Consider the following 15,131-nt stretch of genomic DNA (forward strand, 5'->3'; position numbering starts at 1 on the left):
GAGATGCCCTATGCGCTGTTCGCGGTGATGTTTGGCGGTGCCCTCGGCAGCGCCTGTCGCTGGTGGGTCGGTCTGCGGCTGAATGCGCTGTTTCCGCTGCTGCCCCTGGGCACGCTGCTGGTCAATCTGGTCGGCGGCTTCGTGATCGGCCTGGCGCTGGGGCTGTTCTCCCGTTATCCGGGGCTGGAAGCCCAGTGGCGCCTGCTGCTGGTGACCGGCTTCTGCGGCGGCTTCACCACCTTCTCGACCTTTTCCGCCGAGGTGGTGGGACTGCTGCAGAGCGGCCGCCTGGGCTGGGCGGCGCTCACCGTGACCATCCATGTGCTGGGCTCGCTACTGCTGACCCTGGCCGGTTTCGCCCTGGCCGGTCGCCTCGGCTGAGACGCCCGGCCAGCTGGCCTCAGGCCGGCGCCACCGGGGCCTGGCGCCGCGGCTTGAATCTCAGCGCCGGCGCCTCGATCAGGTGCCAGGAGAGCACCGCGAACCCCAGGGTCAGGACATAGCTCACCAGCAGGAAACCAGGCAGCGAGAAGCTGTCGGGAAACCAGTGCATGAGCAGTTGCTGGACCGGGAAGTTGAACAGGTAGAGGCCGTAGGAATAGTCGCCGAAGCGGCCGAAGCCATGCAGCAGCGGTACCTGCACCTGGGCCAGGTAGATGATCACATAGGCCAGCGACACCAGGTGGATCACCGGCAGGACATGCCAGACGATGGCCGCCAGCGACAGCAGGCAGAGCGCCAGGGCGATCTCCAGGCGCCAGGGGATGCGCGGTCCCGCGAGTTGCAGCAGGGCGCCGGCGAAAAAGAACATGCCCAGGCTGAACACCTTGTGCAGCACGAAGCTGGCGATGCCCATCTGCGGCAGCAGCAGGAAGTTGCCCAGCACCAGCACCACCAGGGTGGCCATGACCACCGAGCGGGTCAGCAGCCCCAGCACCCCGATGATCAGCAGCGACAGGTACATGAACACCTCGTAGGGCAGGGTCCAGTAGCTGCCGTTCACCGTGTCCGGAAAGGGATTGCCGGTGAAGACGCCGGGCAGTTCGAAGCGCGTCATCAAGAGGATGTTCTTGAAGAAGCCCAGGGTCTGACGATCGCTGAAGTAGGCGCTCGTTTCCCGGCTGGTGGCCAGCCAGCCCACCACCAGCACCGAGAACAGCACCGAGACGATCAGCGCCGGAAAGATCCGCAGGGCGCGCTTGAGCAGAAAGTCCAGGGGATTGCGACTGCGCTGGAAGGACGCCGTGATCAGGAAGCCGCTGATCACGAAGAACACATAGACGGCGATGTTGGCCGCGTCGGTGAAGCCGGTGAAGTTGAGGATCGGCTCGGCGCCGATATGCCCCGAGAGCCAGAAGCCGTGGCCGATCACCACGGTGGAGGCCGCGGCGAATCTCAGGAAATCGAAGTTGTTGCGTCCCTGGGGGACGTGGGCGGTAGTCATGTCTGCTCCTCGCAGCCGTGGCCCATGCCGCGGCCACCCTCCGGGAGCGGACTCCGGCTGGACGGCGACGCGAACGGCATCGGCAGAGACGCTCGTCATGAGACGCGCGCAGGCAAAGGCCGCTGCCGGCTGGGCCGGCAACGAAAGGACGACAGCCGACGCGATCAGCGAGATCGGCCGGCCGGCGAGGGCAGGGGTGCTATGGGGGGCTGAGCGGCGCGAAAGCGGGCGTCATGCGCCAGGACTCCGGAAAAGCGGTACCGCACGCGGGAACGGGGGCGGCGAGACGCGCGCAGGCGAGCGGGGTCTGGGGCCTCCCGGCCGCCCCGGTCATTGCGTGCGCCTCGCTCATCAGGCGCTGGCCTGCAGCGGCTGGTCGTGCACGTCTTGCGACGGTTCCAGGGCGAAGGGTTCCTGGGCGAAGTAGAGGGCAGCGCTCTGGCGGGCGTGATCGCCGAATTCATGGGGATGGCGCATGACGATCCGCTCGAAGGCGCCCGGCTCCAGGCCGTCTTCATAGAAGCCGTTGTGGCACTGCAGGATGCCCGAGGCGCAGACGCTGCGCTCGACCGCGGCGATCAGGCCGCCGGCCCTGAGGCTCTTGACGATGTTGTGCGGCAGCCGCTGGCGGCGGCGCAGACTGGCGGCGGTGTCGCTGAGGGTGTCGAGGATCTCGGTCTCGGCGGGCGTCAGCTTGCGTACGTCCAGCTTGGACTTCTGCACCAGGTAGCGACGGGAGAGCAGGCGGGCCTGGTCATTGAGGGCCTTGAGCACCGCGCCGCTGAGTTCACCCCGGGTGAACAGGCCGGTTTCCAGGGCGATCAGGTAGGACCAATCGTTGATGAGCGGAATCTTGCTGATGTCACGTTCCATGTGAGTGCCTGCGTCCATTTAAGTTGGCTAATTGAGGATAGGACACCCTCAATGGTTCCAGATGGCCAGTATAAGGTGACGAGTGGCATGGAATTTGACGCTCCTGACAAGAATTGTCGGTTTTTTGTCGAAGTGGGTCACGCCTTGGGGATGCAACCTCAACGTTGCGCTTGGGGTCCCTTGCTGGAGACCTGGCGCGAGTCGGGTAACCCTTCACAACGTCAGGTGATGAGATGAGTGACCCTGCAGCCGCTACGACCCCCGCCGATCTCGAATGTGATGTCGCCGTGATCGGGGCCGGAACCGCCGGCCTCGCCGCCGAACGCGCCGCCCGCCGCCAGGGCGCGCGCACCCTGCTGATCGACGACCGCTGGGCCGGCACCACCTGTGCCTCCGTGGGCTGCATGCCCTCCAAGCTGCTGATCGTCGCCGGGGAGGCTCATCATGCCGTCCGCCGCGCCGGCAACTTCGGCATCGAGGTGGGCAGCGTCAGCGTCGATGGCGCGGCGGTCATGGCGCGGGTGCGGCGCGAGCGCGATCATTTCGTCGCCGCCACCAAGGAGGGTTTCGCCAAGTTGCCCGAGGGCGTGGCCCAGCGCGCGACGGCGCGCTTCGTGGCGCCGGATCGCCTGCAGCTCAGCGATGGTAAGACGATAAGCGCCCGTAGCGTGATCATCGCCACCGGCTCCTACCCCCTGGTGCCGGAACCCTTCGACGCCCTCGGCGAGCGGGCGCTGACCAACGAGACGATCTTCGAACTCCCCGATCTGCCGCGTTCGCTGGCGGTGATCGGCACCGGTCCGGTGGGCCTGGAACTGGCCCAGGCCATGGCCCGCCTCGGTGTGGCCGTCACCCTGTTCGGTCAGGACGATGGCCTGGGCGCGCTGGAGGACCTGGAGGTCAAGGCCGAGTTGCGCAAGATCCTGGAACAGGACCTGACCCTGTACCTGAACGTCGAGGTGGATGCCCGGCGGGAGGGCGAGGGCGTGCGACTGTCCTGGTCCGGCGCGGCGAGCGGCGAGGGCGACTTCGACTACGTGCTGGTGGCCGCCGGACGACCGCCGCGGCTGAAGGGCCTGGGGCTGGAGACCACCGGCATCGAGCTGGACGACCATGGCACCCCGGTCTACGACCCCGAGACGATGCAGTGTGGCTCCTCGTCGATCTTTATCGCCGGCGATGCCGACCATGACCGGCCGATCCTCCACGAGGCCTCCGACGAGGGGGCCATCGCCGGGCACAATGCCGCCTGCTATCCCGAGGTCCGACCGACCCCGAGATCGCCGCTGTTTTCGCTGATCTTCACCGATCCGCCGGTGGCCGTGCTGGGCAGTCCGCCCGACCGGGGCAGTCTGATCGGCACCTCTTCCTACCACGACCAGGGCCGCGCCCGGGTCGAGGCGCGCAACCAGGGCATCGCCCGTTTCTATGCCGAACCGGGCACTGGCAAATTGACCGGCGCGGCCATGGTCGGACCGGGCATGGACCATATTGGCCATCTGCTGGTGCTGGCGCTGATCCACGGTGAGACCGCCAGCTCGCTGCTGGACATGCCCTTCTACCACCCCACCCTCGAAGAAGGCCTCAAGAGCGGCCTGCGCGAGATCTGCCAGGCCGCCCACAGCAACCTGCGCGGCGATCGCGACCAGGGTCTGCCGTCCGGGGCTTGAGGGGGGCTGTTGGGCTCGATCCGCCAGTGGAAAAGGCTGCGCCGTTTTCCACGCTACGGTTTGGCTGAAGGCACCCTCACCCCAACCCTCTCCCAGGGGGAGAGGGGGCTGTCTTGCGCAGCAGGGAGGTTCAACGTCCGTAGGGTGGATAACGGCGCAGCCTTATCCACGCGCTCCCGAACGCCCGGTCTACAAAGAGTCCCGCTGGAGTAACCCGAGCGGCGTCTGCTACCACCAGTCCCGTAGGTTGGGTTGAGCGCAGCGAAGCCCAACGGGGTGCTCGACCAGCCAGTGGAAAAGGCTGCGCCGTTTTTCACGCTACGGCTTGGCTGAAGGCACCCTCACCCCAACCCTCTTCCAGGGGGAGAGGGGCTGTCCTGCGCAGCGGGGAGGTTCAGCGCCGTAGGGTGGATAACGGCGCAGCCTTATCCACGTGTTCCCGAAATCCCAGCCAACAAAAAGCCCCGGGGGATCACCCGCGGGGCTTCTGCTACCGCCAAACAGTCATCAGGCCTTGAAGCGCCGCACCAGGCCGTCCAGTTCGCCCGACAGTTGCGACAGGCGCGAGGAGTCGCGGGTGGTGGACTGGGCCAGGCCTTCCACCTGCTGGGCGTCGTCGTGGATCTGGGCGATGTGGCGGTTGATGTCCTCGGCCACCTGGTGCTGTTCCTCGGCTGCCGCGGCGATCTGCAGGGCCTGGTCGCGGATCTCGTCCACCGACTGGCGGATGCCTTCGAAGCTGCCACGCGCCTCGCTGATGGAGGCCACGCTGGTCTGCGACAGCTCCAGGCTGGTCTCGATCTGGCGGGTGACCTCCTGGGTGCGCCGCGCCAGGCTGCCAAGCAGGCCGTCGATCTCGCCGGTGGAGTCGGCGGTGCGCTTGGCCAGGGCCCGCACCTCGTCGGCCACCACGGCGAAGCCACGCCCCTGCTCACCGGCCCGCGCCGCTTCGATGGCGGCGTTGAGCGCCAGCAGGTTGGTCTGTTCGGCGATGCCGCGGATGGTGTCGAGGATGGTGTTGATGTTGTGGCTGTCCTGTTCCAGCACCGCCATGGCCTGGGCCGACTGGGCCAGGCTGCCGCTGAGCTGGTTGACGTTGCCGGTGGCCTTCTCGATCTGGCCGTAGCCTTCCTGCACCTTGTGATGACCGGCGTCGGCGGAGGCCGCGGCCTGGCTGCAGGAACGCGCGACCTCGTTGGAGGTAGCGACCATCTCGTTGAAGGCGGTGGACACCAGCTCCACGGCTTCGCGCTGGCGCCCGGCCACTTCATTCATGCTGGCCGCCGCCTGGGTGGTGGTCTGCGAGGCCTGCTGGAGGTCGTTGGAGGCCTGGCCGATGCGCTGCACCAGCTGGCGGATGCTGGCGAGGAACTGGTTGAACCAGCCGGCCAGGGTGGCGGTTTCGTCCTTGCCCTGCACGGTCAGGCTCTTGGTCAGGTCGCCTTCGCCCTGGGCGATGGATTCGAGGCCGGCGGAGACACCGCGGATCGGCCGCACGATCATGCCGGCGAAGGCGGCGCCGAGCACGGCGAACAGCAGCGCCAGCACCGCGGTGATGCCGGCGATCTGCCAAGTCAGGGCGGTGGCCTTGCCCATGACTTCGCTGCGCTCGATCAGGCCGATGAATTTCCAGCCCAGATCCTTGGCCGGATAGACGTTGACCATGTAGTCGGTGCCGTTGAGATTGACCTCACCCAGGCCGCTCTGGATGCCGCTGAGGGTCTGGTAGGCGTCACCCAGCTCCTTGAGCTGCTTGAAGTTGTGCTTGGGGTCGCGCGGGTCGACCAGTACGTTGCCGCTGTCTTCCACCAGCAGCAGGTAGCCGCTCTGACCCAGGGTGATGCTCTTGACCAGATCGGTGAGCTGCTTGAGCGAGATGTCCAGGCCCACCACGCCGCGGACCTTGCCGCTGGCATCTTCCATGGTCCGCACCACACCCATCAGCGAGACGTCGTCGGTGGCCCAGTAGTAGGCCGGGGTGCGCACCACCTTGCCGGGATTGTTCATGGCCGCCTGGTACCAGGGGCGCACGCGCGGATCGTAGTTGGCCAGCTTGGCGTCGTCCGGCCAGCTGACATAGCCGCCATCGGCCAGACCGACCGACAGGTAGGCGGTGGTGGGGTGGGTCTTGGCGAAGCGGGTGAAATAGGCCAGCGCCTGCTGGCCGGCTTCCGGCTGCGGCAACTGGGCGGCGTCGGCGCCGCTGTAGTTCTTCAGGCCTTGCAGCGCGACGATGTTCGGTTCCTTGGCGAGGAAGTCGACGTTCTGCTGGATGCCGGAGAAGAACTGCTGGATGTTGCGGTCGATCTGGCGGATTTCGCGCCCGCTGCCGTCGAGGAAGTCGCCGGTGGCCTGACTGCGCACGTTCATGATGACCACGCCCGCCACCAGGATCACCGGGAGGCAGGCGGTTACCGCGAAAAGCGAGGTGAGTTTTTGCTTGATGTTCATCGAAAGCCCCGGTCGCGCCCTGGCGCGAAGAATGACGGCGACATGCCTTCACTCTGCATCGGCCCAGAAAAGTCCGACTTGATACGGGATGAGAAATTATTCCATCTGGTCCGTAACAAGCCGGAAAATCGCCGATCGGTCGGCTAACGACCCGCTATAACTCTTTCTTCAGATGACGTTCGATTTCTTCCAGGGACTTGCCGCGCGTCTCCGGCAGGCAGAAATAGACGAACAGCAGCGAGCCCAGGTTGATGGCGGCGAAGACATAGAAGGTGTAGTTGCCGATGGCTTCCAGGGCCACCGGAAAGCTGAAGGCCACGGTGGCGTTGCACAGCCACTGCACGGCCACCGCCACCCCGGTCAGCAGGCCACGGACCTGGTTGGGAAACAGCTCGGACATCAGCAGCCAGTAGACCGGCGCGATGCACATCTGCATGAACAGCAGGAACACCAGGATACAGGCCAGCGCCAGGTAGCTCTGGGTGAGGTCCTGCGGCAGCCACAGCAGCACGCTGCCCAGCGCCAGTTGCGCGACGACCACGATCACCAGGCCGATCAGCAGCAGGGTACGGCGTCCGGCGCGGCCGATGGCCCAGATGCCGAGCAGGGTGGCGATCACCGAGACCACGCCGTTGCCGATGGTGGCGGTCAGGGCCGCGCTGGTGCCCATGCCGGTGCTCTTGAGGATGATCGGCGTGTAGTACATGAAGGCGTTGACCCCGGTGAACTGGGCGACGAAGCCCAGGCCGATGCCCAGCAGGAGCAACTTGACCACCCAGCCCTGGCTCAGCAATTCGCGCAATGGCGGGCGATGCTTAGCCTGCTCCTCGCTCTCGCGCATCTCCTCGACCTCGCGCTGCACCTCCTCGGGGGTGTCGCGCAGGCGTTCCAGCACGGCCTCGGCTTCTTCGATCCGACCCTTGGCCGCCAGCCAGCGCGGCGAGGTGGGCAAGAGAAAGGTGCCGGCGAACAGCAGGATGCCCGGCACCATGGCGATGGCCAGCATGTAGCGCCAGATGCCGTTGTCGTGCACCAGCCAGGCGAGCAGGGCGCTGAGCACATAGGCCAGCAGCTGGCCGCTGACGATCATCAGTTCGTTGCGACTCACCAGGCGACCGCGGCGCTTGGGGCCGGCGATCTCGGCGATGAACACCGGCACCGTGGCCGAACCGCCGCCCACCGCCAGGCCGAGCACGAAGCGCGCGACCACCATCAGTTCCACCGAGGGCGCCACCGCGGTGCCCAGGGCGCCGACGACGAAGAGGATCGACAACAGGCGCAGGGTGGTGCGGCGGCCATAGCGATCGGCGAGATAACCCGCAGCCAGCGAGCCGAAGGCCGCGCCGACGATCAGGGCGGCGGTGACCAGCCCCTCGGTATAGGCATTGAGGCCCAGGCCACCCTGGTCGGGCGGCAGGGTCATGAAGGGCAGGGCGCCGGCGATGATGCCGGTGTCGTAGCCGAAGGCCAGGGCGCCCATTGTGGCGACCAGCACGGTGATGAAGATCAGCCGGCGGGCCGAAGCCTTCTGGTCGGGGTCGACGGCGGGGGAAGCGGAAGCGGACATGGCAGAGCGGGATCCTGGCAAGACACGAAGGGGGCCGGCAGCGGGCGCCCCAGGCCAGCGAAGCGAACGAATGCAACGTTTCGAGTCAGCGAAGGGGCGCCACGAGTGCAGGCGTGGGGGATTAGGGCGGGGATGCCGGCTGGAGTTCCCCAGGGCGCGCGGCAGTCCCGTTCCGACCAACGGGCCGCGCCGCAGGCGCGGCGCGAGGGGTTTTCGCGAAGGGCCCGCCTTGAGCCCCGCAAGCCCACCGGCGCTGGGCGTGCAGCCCGGCACGGGTGCAGCGGGCAGCCGTTTTGCGGCGCCGCTTCGACTGGAACTCGGGCGGCCGGCGCTGGCTCAGCTACCTCGAAGCCCACCTGAGAAACGACCATGGATGCACCCTGCGCCGTCACCTACCAGCTCTTTCCGGAAATCGAGCAGCCCAACCGCAGTGGTCGGCTGCGGGTGAGCGCGTTGCACGAACTCTACTGGGAGGAATGCGGCAATCCCCGGGGCGTGCCGGTGGTCTACCTGCACGGCGGACCGGGCGAGGGGGCCGAGCCCAGCAAGAGGCGCTTCTGGGATCCGGATCACTACCGCATCGTGCTGTTCGATCAGCGCGGCGCCCTGAGATCCACCCCCCTGGCCGAAACCCGCGACAACACCACCCAGCACCTCATCGATGACCTCGAACGGTTGCGTGAGCACCTGGGTATCGAGCGCTGGCTGCTCACCGCCGGCTCCTGGGGCACCACCCTGGCGCTGGCCTATGGCGAGGCCCATCCCGAGCGCTGCCTGAGTTTCCTGCTGCGCGGCATCTTTCTCGGCACCGCCGACGAGGTGCACTGGTACCTGCACGGCATGCGGCGCTTCTTTCCCCGCGCCTACGAGGATTTCGTCAGCTGGATTCCGGAAGACCGGCGCGATGCGGCTCTGGACGCCTACCTCGAACGTCTGCTCGGCGAAGATCCGCAGGCGCGCCTGGACGCCGCCCGGGCCTGGGTACGTTATTCAGCCAGCTGTTCCCTGCTGCGCCACGATCCGGAAGGCGTGGAGGCTCAGGCCGCCGATGAGCAGACCACCCTGGGCATGGCCGTGCTCGACGCCTGGTACTTCAAGCATCAGCTGTTTCTCGAAGAAGACCAGTTGATCCAGGGCCTGGCGCCCATCCGCCAACTGCCCTGCTACCTGGTCCAGGGCGGTCACGACATGATCGCCACACCCAATTCTGCCTACCGGCTGCACAAGGCCTGGCCCGGCTCGGTGCTCAAGATCGTCAACGACGCCGGCCATGCGCCCACGGAGCCCGGCACTACCAGTGCCCTGATCGAAGCCACGGAGCGTTTCAAGCGGGACGGGCGCTTTGCCTGAGGGCGTCAGTGGCCCAGCCGCTCCACCAGGAAATCCACGAACACCCGTACCCGCGCCGGCATGGTCGAGCCGCCGACGAAGACCGCGTGGATGGGTTCCAGATCGCCCGGATTCCAGGCCTCCAGCAGCGGCACCAGGGCGCCGCTGCGCAGGTCTTCGGCCACGCTGAATTCCCCGATGCGGGCGATGCCGGCGCCTTCGCGGGCCAGCAGCGCCAGGGCCTCGCCACTGTTGCATTCGATGTTGCCGCTGATTTTCAGGGCGAAGGCCTGGCCGTCGCGGACGAAGGGCCAGTCGGGCAGAGCGCGGCGAAAGTTGAATCTCAGGCAATTGTGCTCGAGCAGGTCTTCCGGCACCTGGGGCGTACCGTGGCGGGCGAGATAGGCCGGCGAGGCCACCACCACCTGCCCGGTGACGCCGATGGGGCGGGCGCTCAGGGGGCTGTCGGCCAGTTGGCCGAAGCGGATCGCCACGTCGGCCTGGCCGGCGAGGATGTCCACCACCTCGTCGCCCAGCGCCAGGTCCACCACGATGTCCGGATAGCGGGCGCTAAAGGCCGCCACCAGCGGCACCAGGGTCATGCGGCCATGACCGAGGGCGGCGCTGACCCTCAGCCGTCCTCGGGGCACGCCCTGGTCGGCGATGGCGTCTTCCACCTCGGCCAGATCCGCCAGGATGCGTCGCGCCGCGCGCAGATAGGCCTCGCCCTCGGCCGTGAGGGTGATGGCCCGGGTGGTGCGCAACAGCAGTCGCGTGCCGAGGCGCTGCTCGGTACGGGCGATGGAGCGACTCACCGCCGAAGGCGTCAGGCGCAGGGCTCTAGCGGCGGCGGACAGGCTGCCGGCCTCCACAACCTGGGCGAACACCGCCATCTCTCCCGAGCGACCATTCAGATCCACTTGTGACTCCAGGGCAAAGGTGCATGCCAAAACCGCCGTCTACCGGCGCTTGAGCGGGGAGCTTAGCATTCGCAGCATAGATAAGGAGCCTTTCCCATGCGTATCAATCCACCCCTGCTGGCCCTGGCCACCGGTGCCTTCGGCATCGGCGTCACCGAATTCGCGCCCATGGGCATGCTGCCGGGCATCGCCGCCGATCTTGGCGTGTCCATTCCGGCGGCGGGTCTCTTGATCAGCGCCTATGCCCTGGGCGTACTGATCGGCGCGCCCCTGATGACCCTGACCACCGGCCGCATTCCGCGCCGTCATCTGCTGATCGGCCTGATGGCCATCTTCACCCTCGGTAACCTGATGTCGGCGCTGGCGACCGACTACACCAGCCTGCTGATCGCCCGGGTGGTGACCTCGCTCAACCATGGCGCCTTCTTTGGCGTCGGCGCCCTGGTGGCGGCCAGCGTGGTCGCCCCAGACCGGCGCGCGGGAGCGGTCGCCGCCATGTTCATGGGGCTGACCCTGGCGACCATCGGCGGGGTGCCGCTGGCGACCTGGTTCGGTGAATTGCTCGGCTGGCGCCAGGCCTTCTGGGGCATCGCCGGACTCGGTCTGCTGACCATGGCCGCGCTCTGGTTCGCCCTGCCCAACGTGGCCCTGCCCGCGAGCGACGGGGTACTGGCCGAGATCCGCGTGCTGGGTCGCCCGCCGGTGTTGGCCGCCCTGGGGCTGACCGTGGTCGGCTCCGGTGCCATGTTCACCGTCTTCACCTATATCGCGCCGATCCTTGCCCGCGAGACCCATGGCTCCACGGCCTTCATCACCGCCATGCTGGTGCTGTTCGGCGTTGGCCTGACCCTGGGCAATCTATGGGGCGGCAAGGCGGCGGACAAATCCATCGACCGCACGCTGATCGCCTCCCTGGGCGTGCTCATCGTGGTGCTGCTGGCCTTCAGCGTACTGATGCGCTGGCCGCTGGCGGCCGCCGTAGCCATCCTCGTCTGGGGCATCGCCAGCTTCGCCCTGGTGCCGCCGCTGCAGATGCGCGTGATGGAAGCCGCCAAGGACGCCCCCAACCTGGCTTCGGCGGTCAACATCGGCGCCTTCAACCTGGGCAATGCCCTCGGCGCGGCCCTGGGCGGCGCGGTGATCGACGCCGGTCTCGGCTATCCAGCGATCTCCCTGGCCGGCGCCGGCATGGCCGCCCTGGGCCTGCTGATGACCCTGGCGCTGGCCTGGCGCGGTCGGGCCGCCGGGGCCGCGGTAGCCGGGTAGCCACGACACCTGCGGCGATCCGCTTTCCGCGAGCGTCGCAATCAGACTGGCACCACCCCTGTCGCTCTGGTCACAATCGGGTCTGACCTTTTCCAGGGAGTCTTGGCGATGGACCGGACCTGCACCACCTTCTACCTCGAAATGACGGCCTCGACCGAGTTGCGCGAGAAGCCGCCACGGCCCGACCTGCAGATCGTCGAGTGCGAGGTGCCGCAACCCGAATTCAATCGCTTTCTCTATGCCCTGGTCGGCCAGGCCTGGGACTGGAGCGATCTGAACGGCTGGAGCGACGCCCAGTGGCGCGCGCTGGTGGAGCAGGACGGGCACCGCACCTGGGTCGCCTATCACCGCGGCGCCATCGCCGGTTACTACGAGCTGTACCGCCCGGACGGCCGCAATGTCGAGATCCGCTACTTCGGCCTGGCCGGCGCCTTCTTGGGCCTGGGCTTCGGCGGTCCGCTGCTCAGCCATGCCCTCCGTTCCGCCTGGGAGTGGCCTGGCACCGAGCGCGTCTGGGTGCACACCTGCACTCTGGATCATCCCGCCGCGCTGGCCAACTACCAGGCGCGTGGAATGCGGATCTATCGCGAGGAAGACGCGCCCCTCTGAGGCGCTGCGCCAGCCGTTCGGTGCGTCACCCTCGACGCACTGAACGCCCGATCGTTGTTTCCAGTCCGACTATTCAGAAACGACCTTCTGTGGATAGACGGCATGCAAGCACTGAAAAGCCAGTTGGCGGCGCTGGACCCGCCCATCAAGCACGAGATCCAGTCCCAGGGTGACAACCTGCTGATCACCCTCATCGATCCCGCCCGGCCGGCGCGGGTGTCGCGCGTGCTCAACCAGGGGCTGGTGCGCAACACGGCGCTGCTCTACGAGGTGATCCGCGACGCCATCAATGAGTTGCGCGCCATCGGCAGCCTGCCGGCCATCACGGCGGACGAGATCTATCCGGACGGTTAGCGCCAGCGGGTGGCCCGGGTCAGCGCCCGCTGACGCCGTTATCCCGGTGCCTTGTCCATGCCAGAAGGAATGCCTTCGATGAACGATGAACAGCGGGTCCAGGCCCTGACCCAGCGGCAAAAGCTGCTGGCGGACTTTGGCGACTTCGCGCTGCGCTGCGAGGATCTGGACGAGATCCTCATGCGCGCCTGCCACCTGGTGGGCGATGCCCTCGGCACCGAACTGTCCAAGGTGCTGGAGATCGAGCGCGGCGAGCACCAGGCGCTGGTCCGCGCCGGGGTCGGCTGGAAACCCGGGGTAGTGGGCCTGGCCAAGGTGTCCCTTGGCGAGCGCTCGTCCGAAGCCTATTCGATCAAGGTCAGCCGCCCGGTCATCACCCCGAACATCCACCAGGAAGACCGCTTCGACCTGCCCGACTTCCTGCGCGAGCACGGCGTCCAGGCGCTGGTGAACGTACCGATCTTCCTGCCCGGCGGCCGGCCCTATGGCCTGCTGCAGGTCGATGCCCGCGAGCCGCGGGACTTCGGCGAAGAAGACGTGGAATTCCTGCGCACCTACGCCACCATCCTCGGCCCGGTCATCGACCGCCTGCTCAAGAGCAGCGACCTCAACGACGCCCTGCAGGCCAACACCCGGCTGATGCAGGAGATGCAGCACCGCATCAAGAACCACATCGCCATCATCGCCGGCTTGGTCTGGCTGAGATCCCGCGCGGCGCAGTCCGACGAGGCCCGCCAGGAGCTGCAGGGCATCGGCGCGCGCATCGACGCCCTGCGCCTGGTTCACGAACAGCTCTATGCGGCCAACACCGCCCAGCAACTGCGGCTGCGGCCCTTCGTCATGCAGCTGCTGGAGAATCTCTGCCACCTGCACCAGGAGCACTCCGGCCAGGTGCGGCTGCAGATCGGCATCGCCGACGTCGACCTGGACCCGGACACCGCCGTGCCCCTGGGCATGATCCTCACCGAATTCGCCTCCAATAGCCTCAAGTACGCTTTCGACGGCGAGGGCGGCCTGCTGGCGGTGGACATCGATCTCGCCGAGGACGACACCTGGCGCGTGCGCATCCAGGACGACGGCAAGGGCCTGCCATTGCAGACCTCCGCCCGCAAGCCCGGCTCGGGCACCGGCATGAAGCTGATCGAGGGCCTCGCCGGCCAGATCGGCGCCCACGCCCAATGGTCCCGCGCCGGCGAGCGCGGCACCGAGTTGCGGCTGAGCTTCAGGGTGAAGGGCTAGGGCGATTCGACCACCGCGGGCGTCACCGCCGAACCGGCCAGCAGGCCGCCATCCAGATTCAGCTCGCTGCCGGTCATGTAGGCGGCTTCATCGGACGCCAGCAGCAGCGCCACGGCCGCCACCTCTTCGGGGCGGCCAAAGCGTCGCAGTGGCGTGTCCCGTACCAGCGCCGCCATGCGTGCCGCGCGATCCGGGCCATCGCCCAGCATGGGCTCCCACATCGGTGTGAGGATCGCCGCGGGGTGGATCGAATTGCAGCGGATGGCGAGGCCCTGTTCCGCGCAATAGAGCGCCACCGTCTTGCTGTGATTGCGCACCGCCGCCTTGGACGAGGCATAGGCCGCCGCGCCGGGGATACCCACCAGCCCGGAACGCGACGAAATATTGATGATGGAGCCAGCCCCCGCCGGACGCATGGCGCGGATGCCATGCTTGCAGCCGAGAAAGACTCCATCGAGATTGGTGCGATGCACCGCCTGCCAGTCTTCGAGCCGAGCGTGTTCCGGATCCTGGGCCACCACGCCCTGCTCGAAGCCGGTGATCCCGGCGTTGTTCACCAGCACGTCGAGCCGACCGCGCTCCCCGAGGATCTGCCCGGTCACCCGCTGCCATTGACTTTCGTCACGCACATCCAGATGTAGATAGCGCGCCCGGTCGCCCAGCTCGGCCGCGACGGCGTGGCCCAGCTCGTCGTTCAGGTCGGTGACATAGACGAAGGCGCCTTCCGCGACGAAAGCCCGGGCGATGGCGGCGCCTATGCCCTGGGCCGCGCCGGTGACCAGGGCGGTCTTGCCCTTGAGTTTGGTTGCCATGGGAATACGCCCTCCAGATCGTGACAGGCATCCGAGGGTAGTCCAGCCGGTCGGGTCAGGGGGCCAGCATCACGCCTTGGCGCTCACTCCGCCAGTGCTTTCGCCGGCTTTCTTCAGGGCTTCGGTATAGGCGGCGTAGGCCGTCGTCAGGGCTTGGCTGGCGGCGGCGACATTGGCCTGGGCGGCTTCGCGCGCAGCCTGGCTGGCTTCCTGCTCGGCCTTGCTGCCGCCCTTGCTCTGGGCTTCCACCGCGCGCAATTGCTTCTGCGCCAGCTCCAGTTGCCGCTTGGCCATGTCGATGGCCTTCTGCAGGGTATCCAGGGTCTTGTTGCCGGTGCTGCCCTTCTCGCTGGCAGGGGCAGCGTCGGCTTCGGCCTGGTCCTTGATCTGGTTCAGCGGATTGGGCTTGCCGATCCCCTTGGGCTTCTTGGATTGCTCGACCTTGGCCGCCTCTTCCTCGGCGGTGGGCTTGGCCGTCGCGCCACCCAGCCTGAGCGTGGGCGCGCGCAAGATGCCGTGGCCGATGCCATTCACCGACAGCGTGCTGGACATCGCGGACTCCTTGAAAGGTACATCTCAAGGATAACGGCCGCGTGG

General features: G+C 67.4%; 14 protein-coding genes and 1 pseudogene. 7 read left to right on the forward strand and 8 right to left on the reverse strand.

Annotated features, from left to right (window positions below; genetic code table 11):
• Positions 1-3 precede the first annotated feature (3 nt).
• A complete protein-coding gene (crcB, locus tag ACZ5R1_RS03855; protein WP_027600082.1) occupies positions 4-381 on the forward strand; it encodes a fluoride efflux transporter CrcB in 378 nt (125 codons plus the stop codon).
• Between the two features lie 19 nt (positions 382-400).
• Here crcB and ACZ5R1_RS03860 read toward each other — a convergent pair whose 3' ends face one another.
• Both ACZ5R1_RS03860 and ACZ5R1_RS03865 read right to left on the reverse strand, forming a co-directional pair.
• Entirely contained in the window at positions 401-1,444 is a 1,044-nt protein-coding gene (locus tag ACZ5R1_RS03860) for an acyltransferase family protein (RefSeq protein WP_115945280.1), read from the reverse strand.
• A 351-nt stretch (positions 1,445-1,795) separates the two neighbouring features.
• Entirely contained in the window at positions 1,796-2,317 is a 522-nt protein-coding gene (locus ACZ5R1_RS03865) for a hypothetical protein (protein WP_044341642.1), read from the reverse strand.
• Positions 2,318-2,550: 233 nt separating this feature from the next.
• On the opposite strand from ACZ5R1_RS03865, the gene ACZ5R1_RS03870 reads away from it, so the two are divergent.
• Positions 2,551-3,987, forward strand: a complete 1,437-nt coding sequence (locus ACZ5R1_RS03870; RefSeq protein ID WP_115945281.1) for a dihydrolipoyl dehydrogenase — start codon at positions 2,551-2,553, stop codon at positions 3,985-3,987.
• A gap of 507 nt (positions 3,988-4,494) precedes the next feature.
• Here the strand turns inward: ACZ5R1_RS03870 and ACZ5R1_RS03875 are convergent.
• The 3 genes and pseudogenes from ACZ5R1_RS03875 to ACZ5R1_RS03885 form a co-directional block, all read right to left on the reverse strand.
• Positions 4,495-5,262: a methyl-accepting chemotaxis protein gene (locus tag ACZ5R1_RS03875; RefSeq protein WP_371099676.1), complete on the reverse strand. Its 768-nt coding sequence runs from the start codon at positions 5,260-5,262 to the stop codon at positions 4,495-4,497.
• 135 nt (positions 5,263-5,397) lie between these two features.
• A pseudogene (locus tag ACZ5R1_RS03880) lies at positions 5,398-6,438 on the reverse strand (cache domain-containing protein); the annotation flags it as partial.
• A 154-nt stretch (positions 6,439-6,592) separates the two neighbouring features.
• Positions 6,593-8,005 carry a sugar porter family MFS transporter gene (locus ACZ5R1_RS03885; RefSeq protein ID WP_027600087.1) on the reverse strand — a complete coding sequence of 471 codons (1,413 nt, stop codon included), beginning with the start codon at positions 8,003-8,005 and terminating at the stop codon, positions 6,593-6,595.
• Between the two features lie 369 nt (positions 8,006-8,374).
• Here ACZ5R1_RS03885 and pip point away from each other — a divergent pair, with 369 nt between their 5' ends.
• Positions 8,375-9,355: a prolyl aminopeptidase gene (gene pip / locus ACZ5R1_RS03890; RefSeq protein ID WP_115945282.1), complete on the forward strand. Its 981-nt coding sequence runs from the start codon at positions 8,375-8,377 to the stop codon at positions 9,353-9,355.
• A 5-nt stretch (positions 9,356-9,360) separates the two neighbouring features.
• Here the strand turns inward: pip and ACZ5R1_RS03895 are convergent, their stop codons facing one another.
• Positions 9,361-10,254 (reverse strand): LysR family transcriptional regulator, encoded by an 894-nt coding sequence (locus ACZ5R1_RS03895; protein ID WP_115945283.1) that lies wholly within the window; start codon positions 10,252-10,254, stop codon positions 9,361-9,363.
• A 96-nt stretch (positions 10,255-10,350) separates the two neighbouring features.
• On the opposite strand from ACZ5R1_RS03895, the gene ACZ5R1_RS03900 reads away from it, so the two are divergent.
• The 4 genes from ACZ5R1_RS03900 (at position 10,351) to ACZ5R1_RS03915 (ending at position 13,722) form a co-directional block, all read left to right on the forward strand.
• Positions 10,351-11,520: an MFS transporter gene (locus ACZ5R1_RS03900; protein WP_288473938.1), complete on the forward strand. Its 1,170-nt coding sequence runs from the start codon at positions 10,351-10,353 to the stop codon at positions 11,518-11,520.
• Between the two features lie 108 nt (positions 11,521-11,628).
• Complete coding sequence (locus tag ACZ5R1_RS03905; RefSeq protein ID WP_288473940.1) at positions 11,629-12,129, forward strand: GNAT family N-acetyltransferase; 501 nt, start codon at positions 11,629-11,631, stop codon at positions 12,127-12,129.
• A gap of 102 nt (positions 12,130-12,231) precedes the next feature.
• On the forward strand, positions 12,232-12,483 hold the full coding sequence (locus ACZ5R1_RS03910; protein WP_288473942.1) for a hypothetical protein: 252 nt from the start codon (positions 12,232-12,234) through the stop codon (positions 12,481-12,483).
• 78 nt (positions 12,484-12,561) lie between these two features.
• Positions 12,562-13,722 carry a sensor histidine kinase gene (locus ACZ5R1_RS03915; RefSeq protein WP_288473944.1) on the forward strand — a complete coding sequence of 387 codons (1,161 nt, stop codon included), beginning with the start codon at positions 12,562-12,564 and terminating at the stop codon, positions 13,720-13,722.
• Here ACZ5R1_RS03915 and ACZ5R1_RS03920 read toward each other — a convergent pair.
• Both ACZ5R1_RS03920 and ACZ5R1_RS03925 read right to left on the reverse strand, forming a co-directional pair.
• Positions 13,719-14,534, reverse strand: a complete 816-nt coding sequence (locus tag ACZ5R1_RS03920; protein ID WP_288473947.1) for a glucose 1-dehydrogenase — start codon at positions 14,532-14,534, stop codon at positions 13,719-13,721. The two genes, ACZ5R1_RS03915 and ACZ5R1_RS03920, sit on opposite strands and share 4 nt — an antisense overlap.
• A 69-nt stretch (positions 14,535-14,603) precedes the next feature.
• Positions 14,604-15,086, reverse strand: a complete 483-nt coding sequence (locus ACZ5R1_RS03925; protein WP_027600102.1) for a hypothetical protein — start codon at positions 15,084-15,086, stop codon at positions 14,604-14,606.
• Positions 15,087-15,131: the final 45 nt, after the last annotated feature.

The organism is Pseudomonas sp. Pso3 (genome assembly GCF_055393275.1).

Bases quoted from the DNA above. Each gene is read 5' to 3' on its own strand.
- ACZ5R1_RS03910 (WP_288473942.1), top strand. From the start codon at position 12,232: ATGCAAGCACTGAAAAGCCAGTTGGCGGCGCTGGACCCGCCCATCAAG.
- ACZ5R1_RS03925 (WP_027600102.1), bottom strand. From the start codon at position 15,086: ATGTCCAGCACGCTGTCGGTGAATGGCATCGGCCACGGCATCTTGCGC.
- ACZ5R1_RS03905 (WP_288473940.1), top strand. From the start codon at position 11,629: ATGGACCGGACCTGCACCACCTTCTACCTCGAAATGACGGCCTCGACC.
- ACZ5R1_RS03865 (WP_044341642.1), bottom strand. From the start codon at position 2,317: ATGGAACGTGACATCAGCAAGATTCCGCTCATCAACGATTGGTCCTAC.
- ACZ5R1_RS03860 (WP_115945280.1), bottom strand. From the start codon at position 1,444: ATGACTACCGCCCACGTCCCCCAGGGACGCAACAACTTCGATTTCCTG.
- ACZ5R1_RS03915 (WP_288473944.1), top strand. From the start codon at position 12,562: ATGAACGATGAACAGCGGGTCCAGGCCCTGACCCAGCGGCAAAAGCTG.
- ACZ5R1_RS03920 (WP_288473947.1), bottom strand. From the start codon at position 14,534: ATGGCAACCAAACTCAAGGGCAAGACCGCCCTGGTCACCGGCGCGGCC.
- ACZ5R1_RS03885 (WP_027600087.1), bottom strand. From the start codon at position 8,005: ATGTCCGCTTCCGCTTCCCCCGCCGTCGACCCCGACCAGAAGGCTTCG.
- ACZ5R1_RS03900 (WP_288473938.1), top strand. From the start codon at position 10,351: ATGCGTATCAATCCACCCCTGCTGGCCCTGGCCACCGGTGCCTTCGGC.
- ACZ5R1_RS03870 (WP_115945281.1), top strand. From the start codon at position 2,551: ATGAGTGACCCTGCAGCCGCTACGACCCCCGCCGATCTCGAATGTGAT.
- pip (WP_115945282.1), top strand. From the start codon at position 8,375: ATGGATGCACCCTGCGCCGTCACCTACCAGCTCTTTCCGGAAATCGAG.
- ACZ5R1_RS03875 (WP_371099676.1), bottom strand. From the start codon at position 5,262: ATGAATGAAGTGGCCGGGCGCCAGCGCGAAGCCGTGGAGCTGGTGTCC.
- crcB (WP_027600082.1), top strand. From the start codon at position 4: ATGCCCTATGCGCTGTTCGCGGTGATGTTTGGCGGTGCCCTCGGCAGC.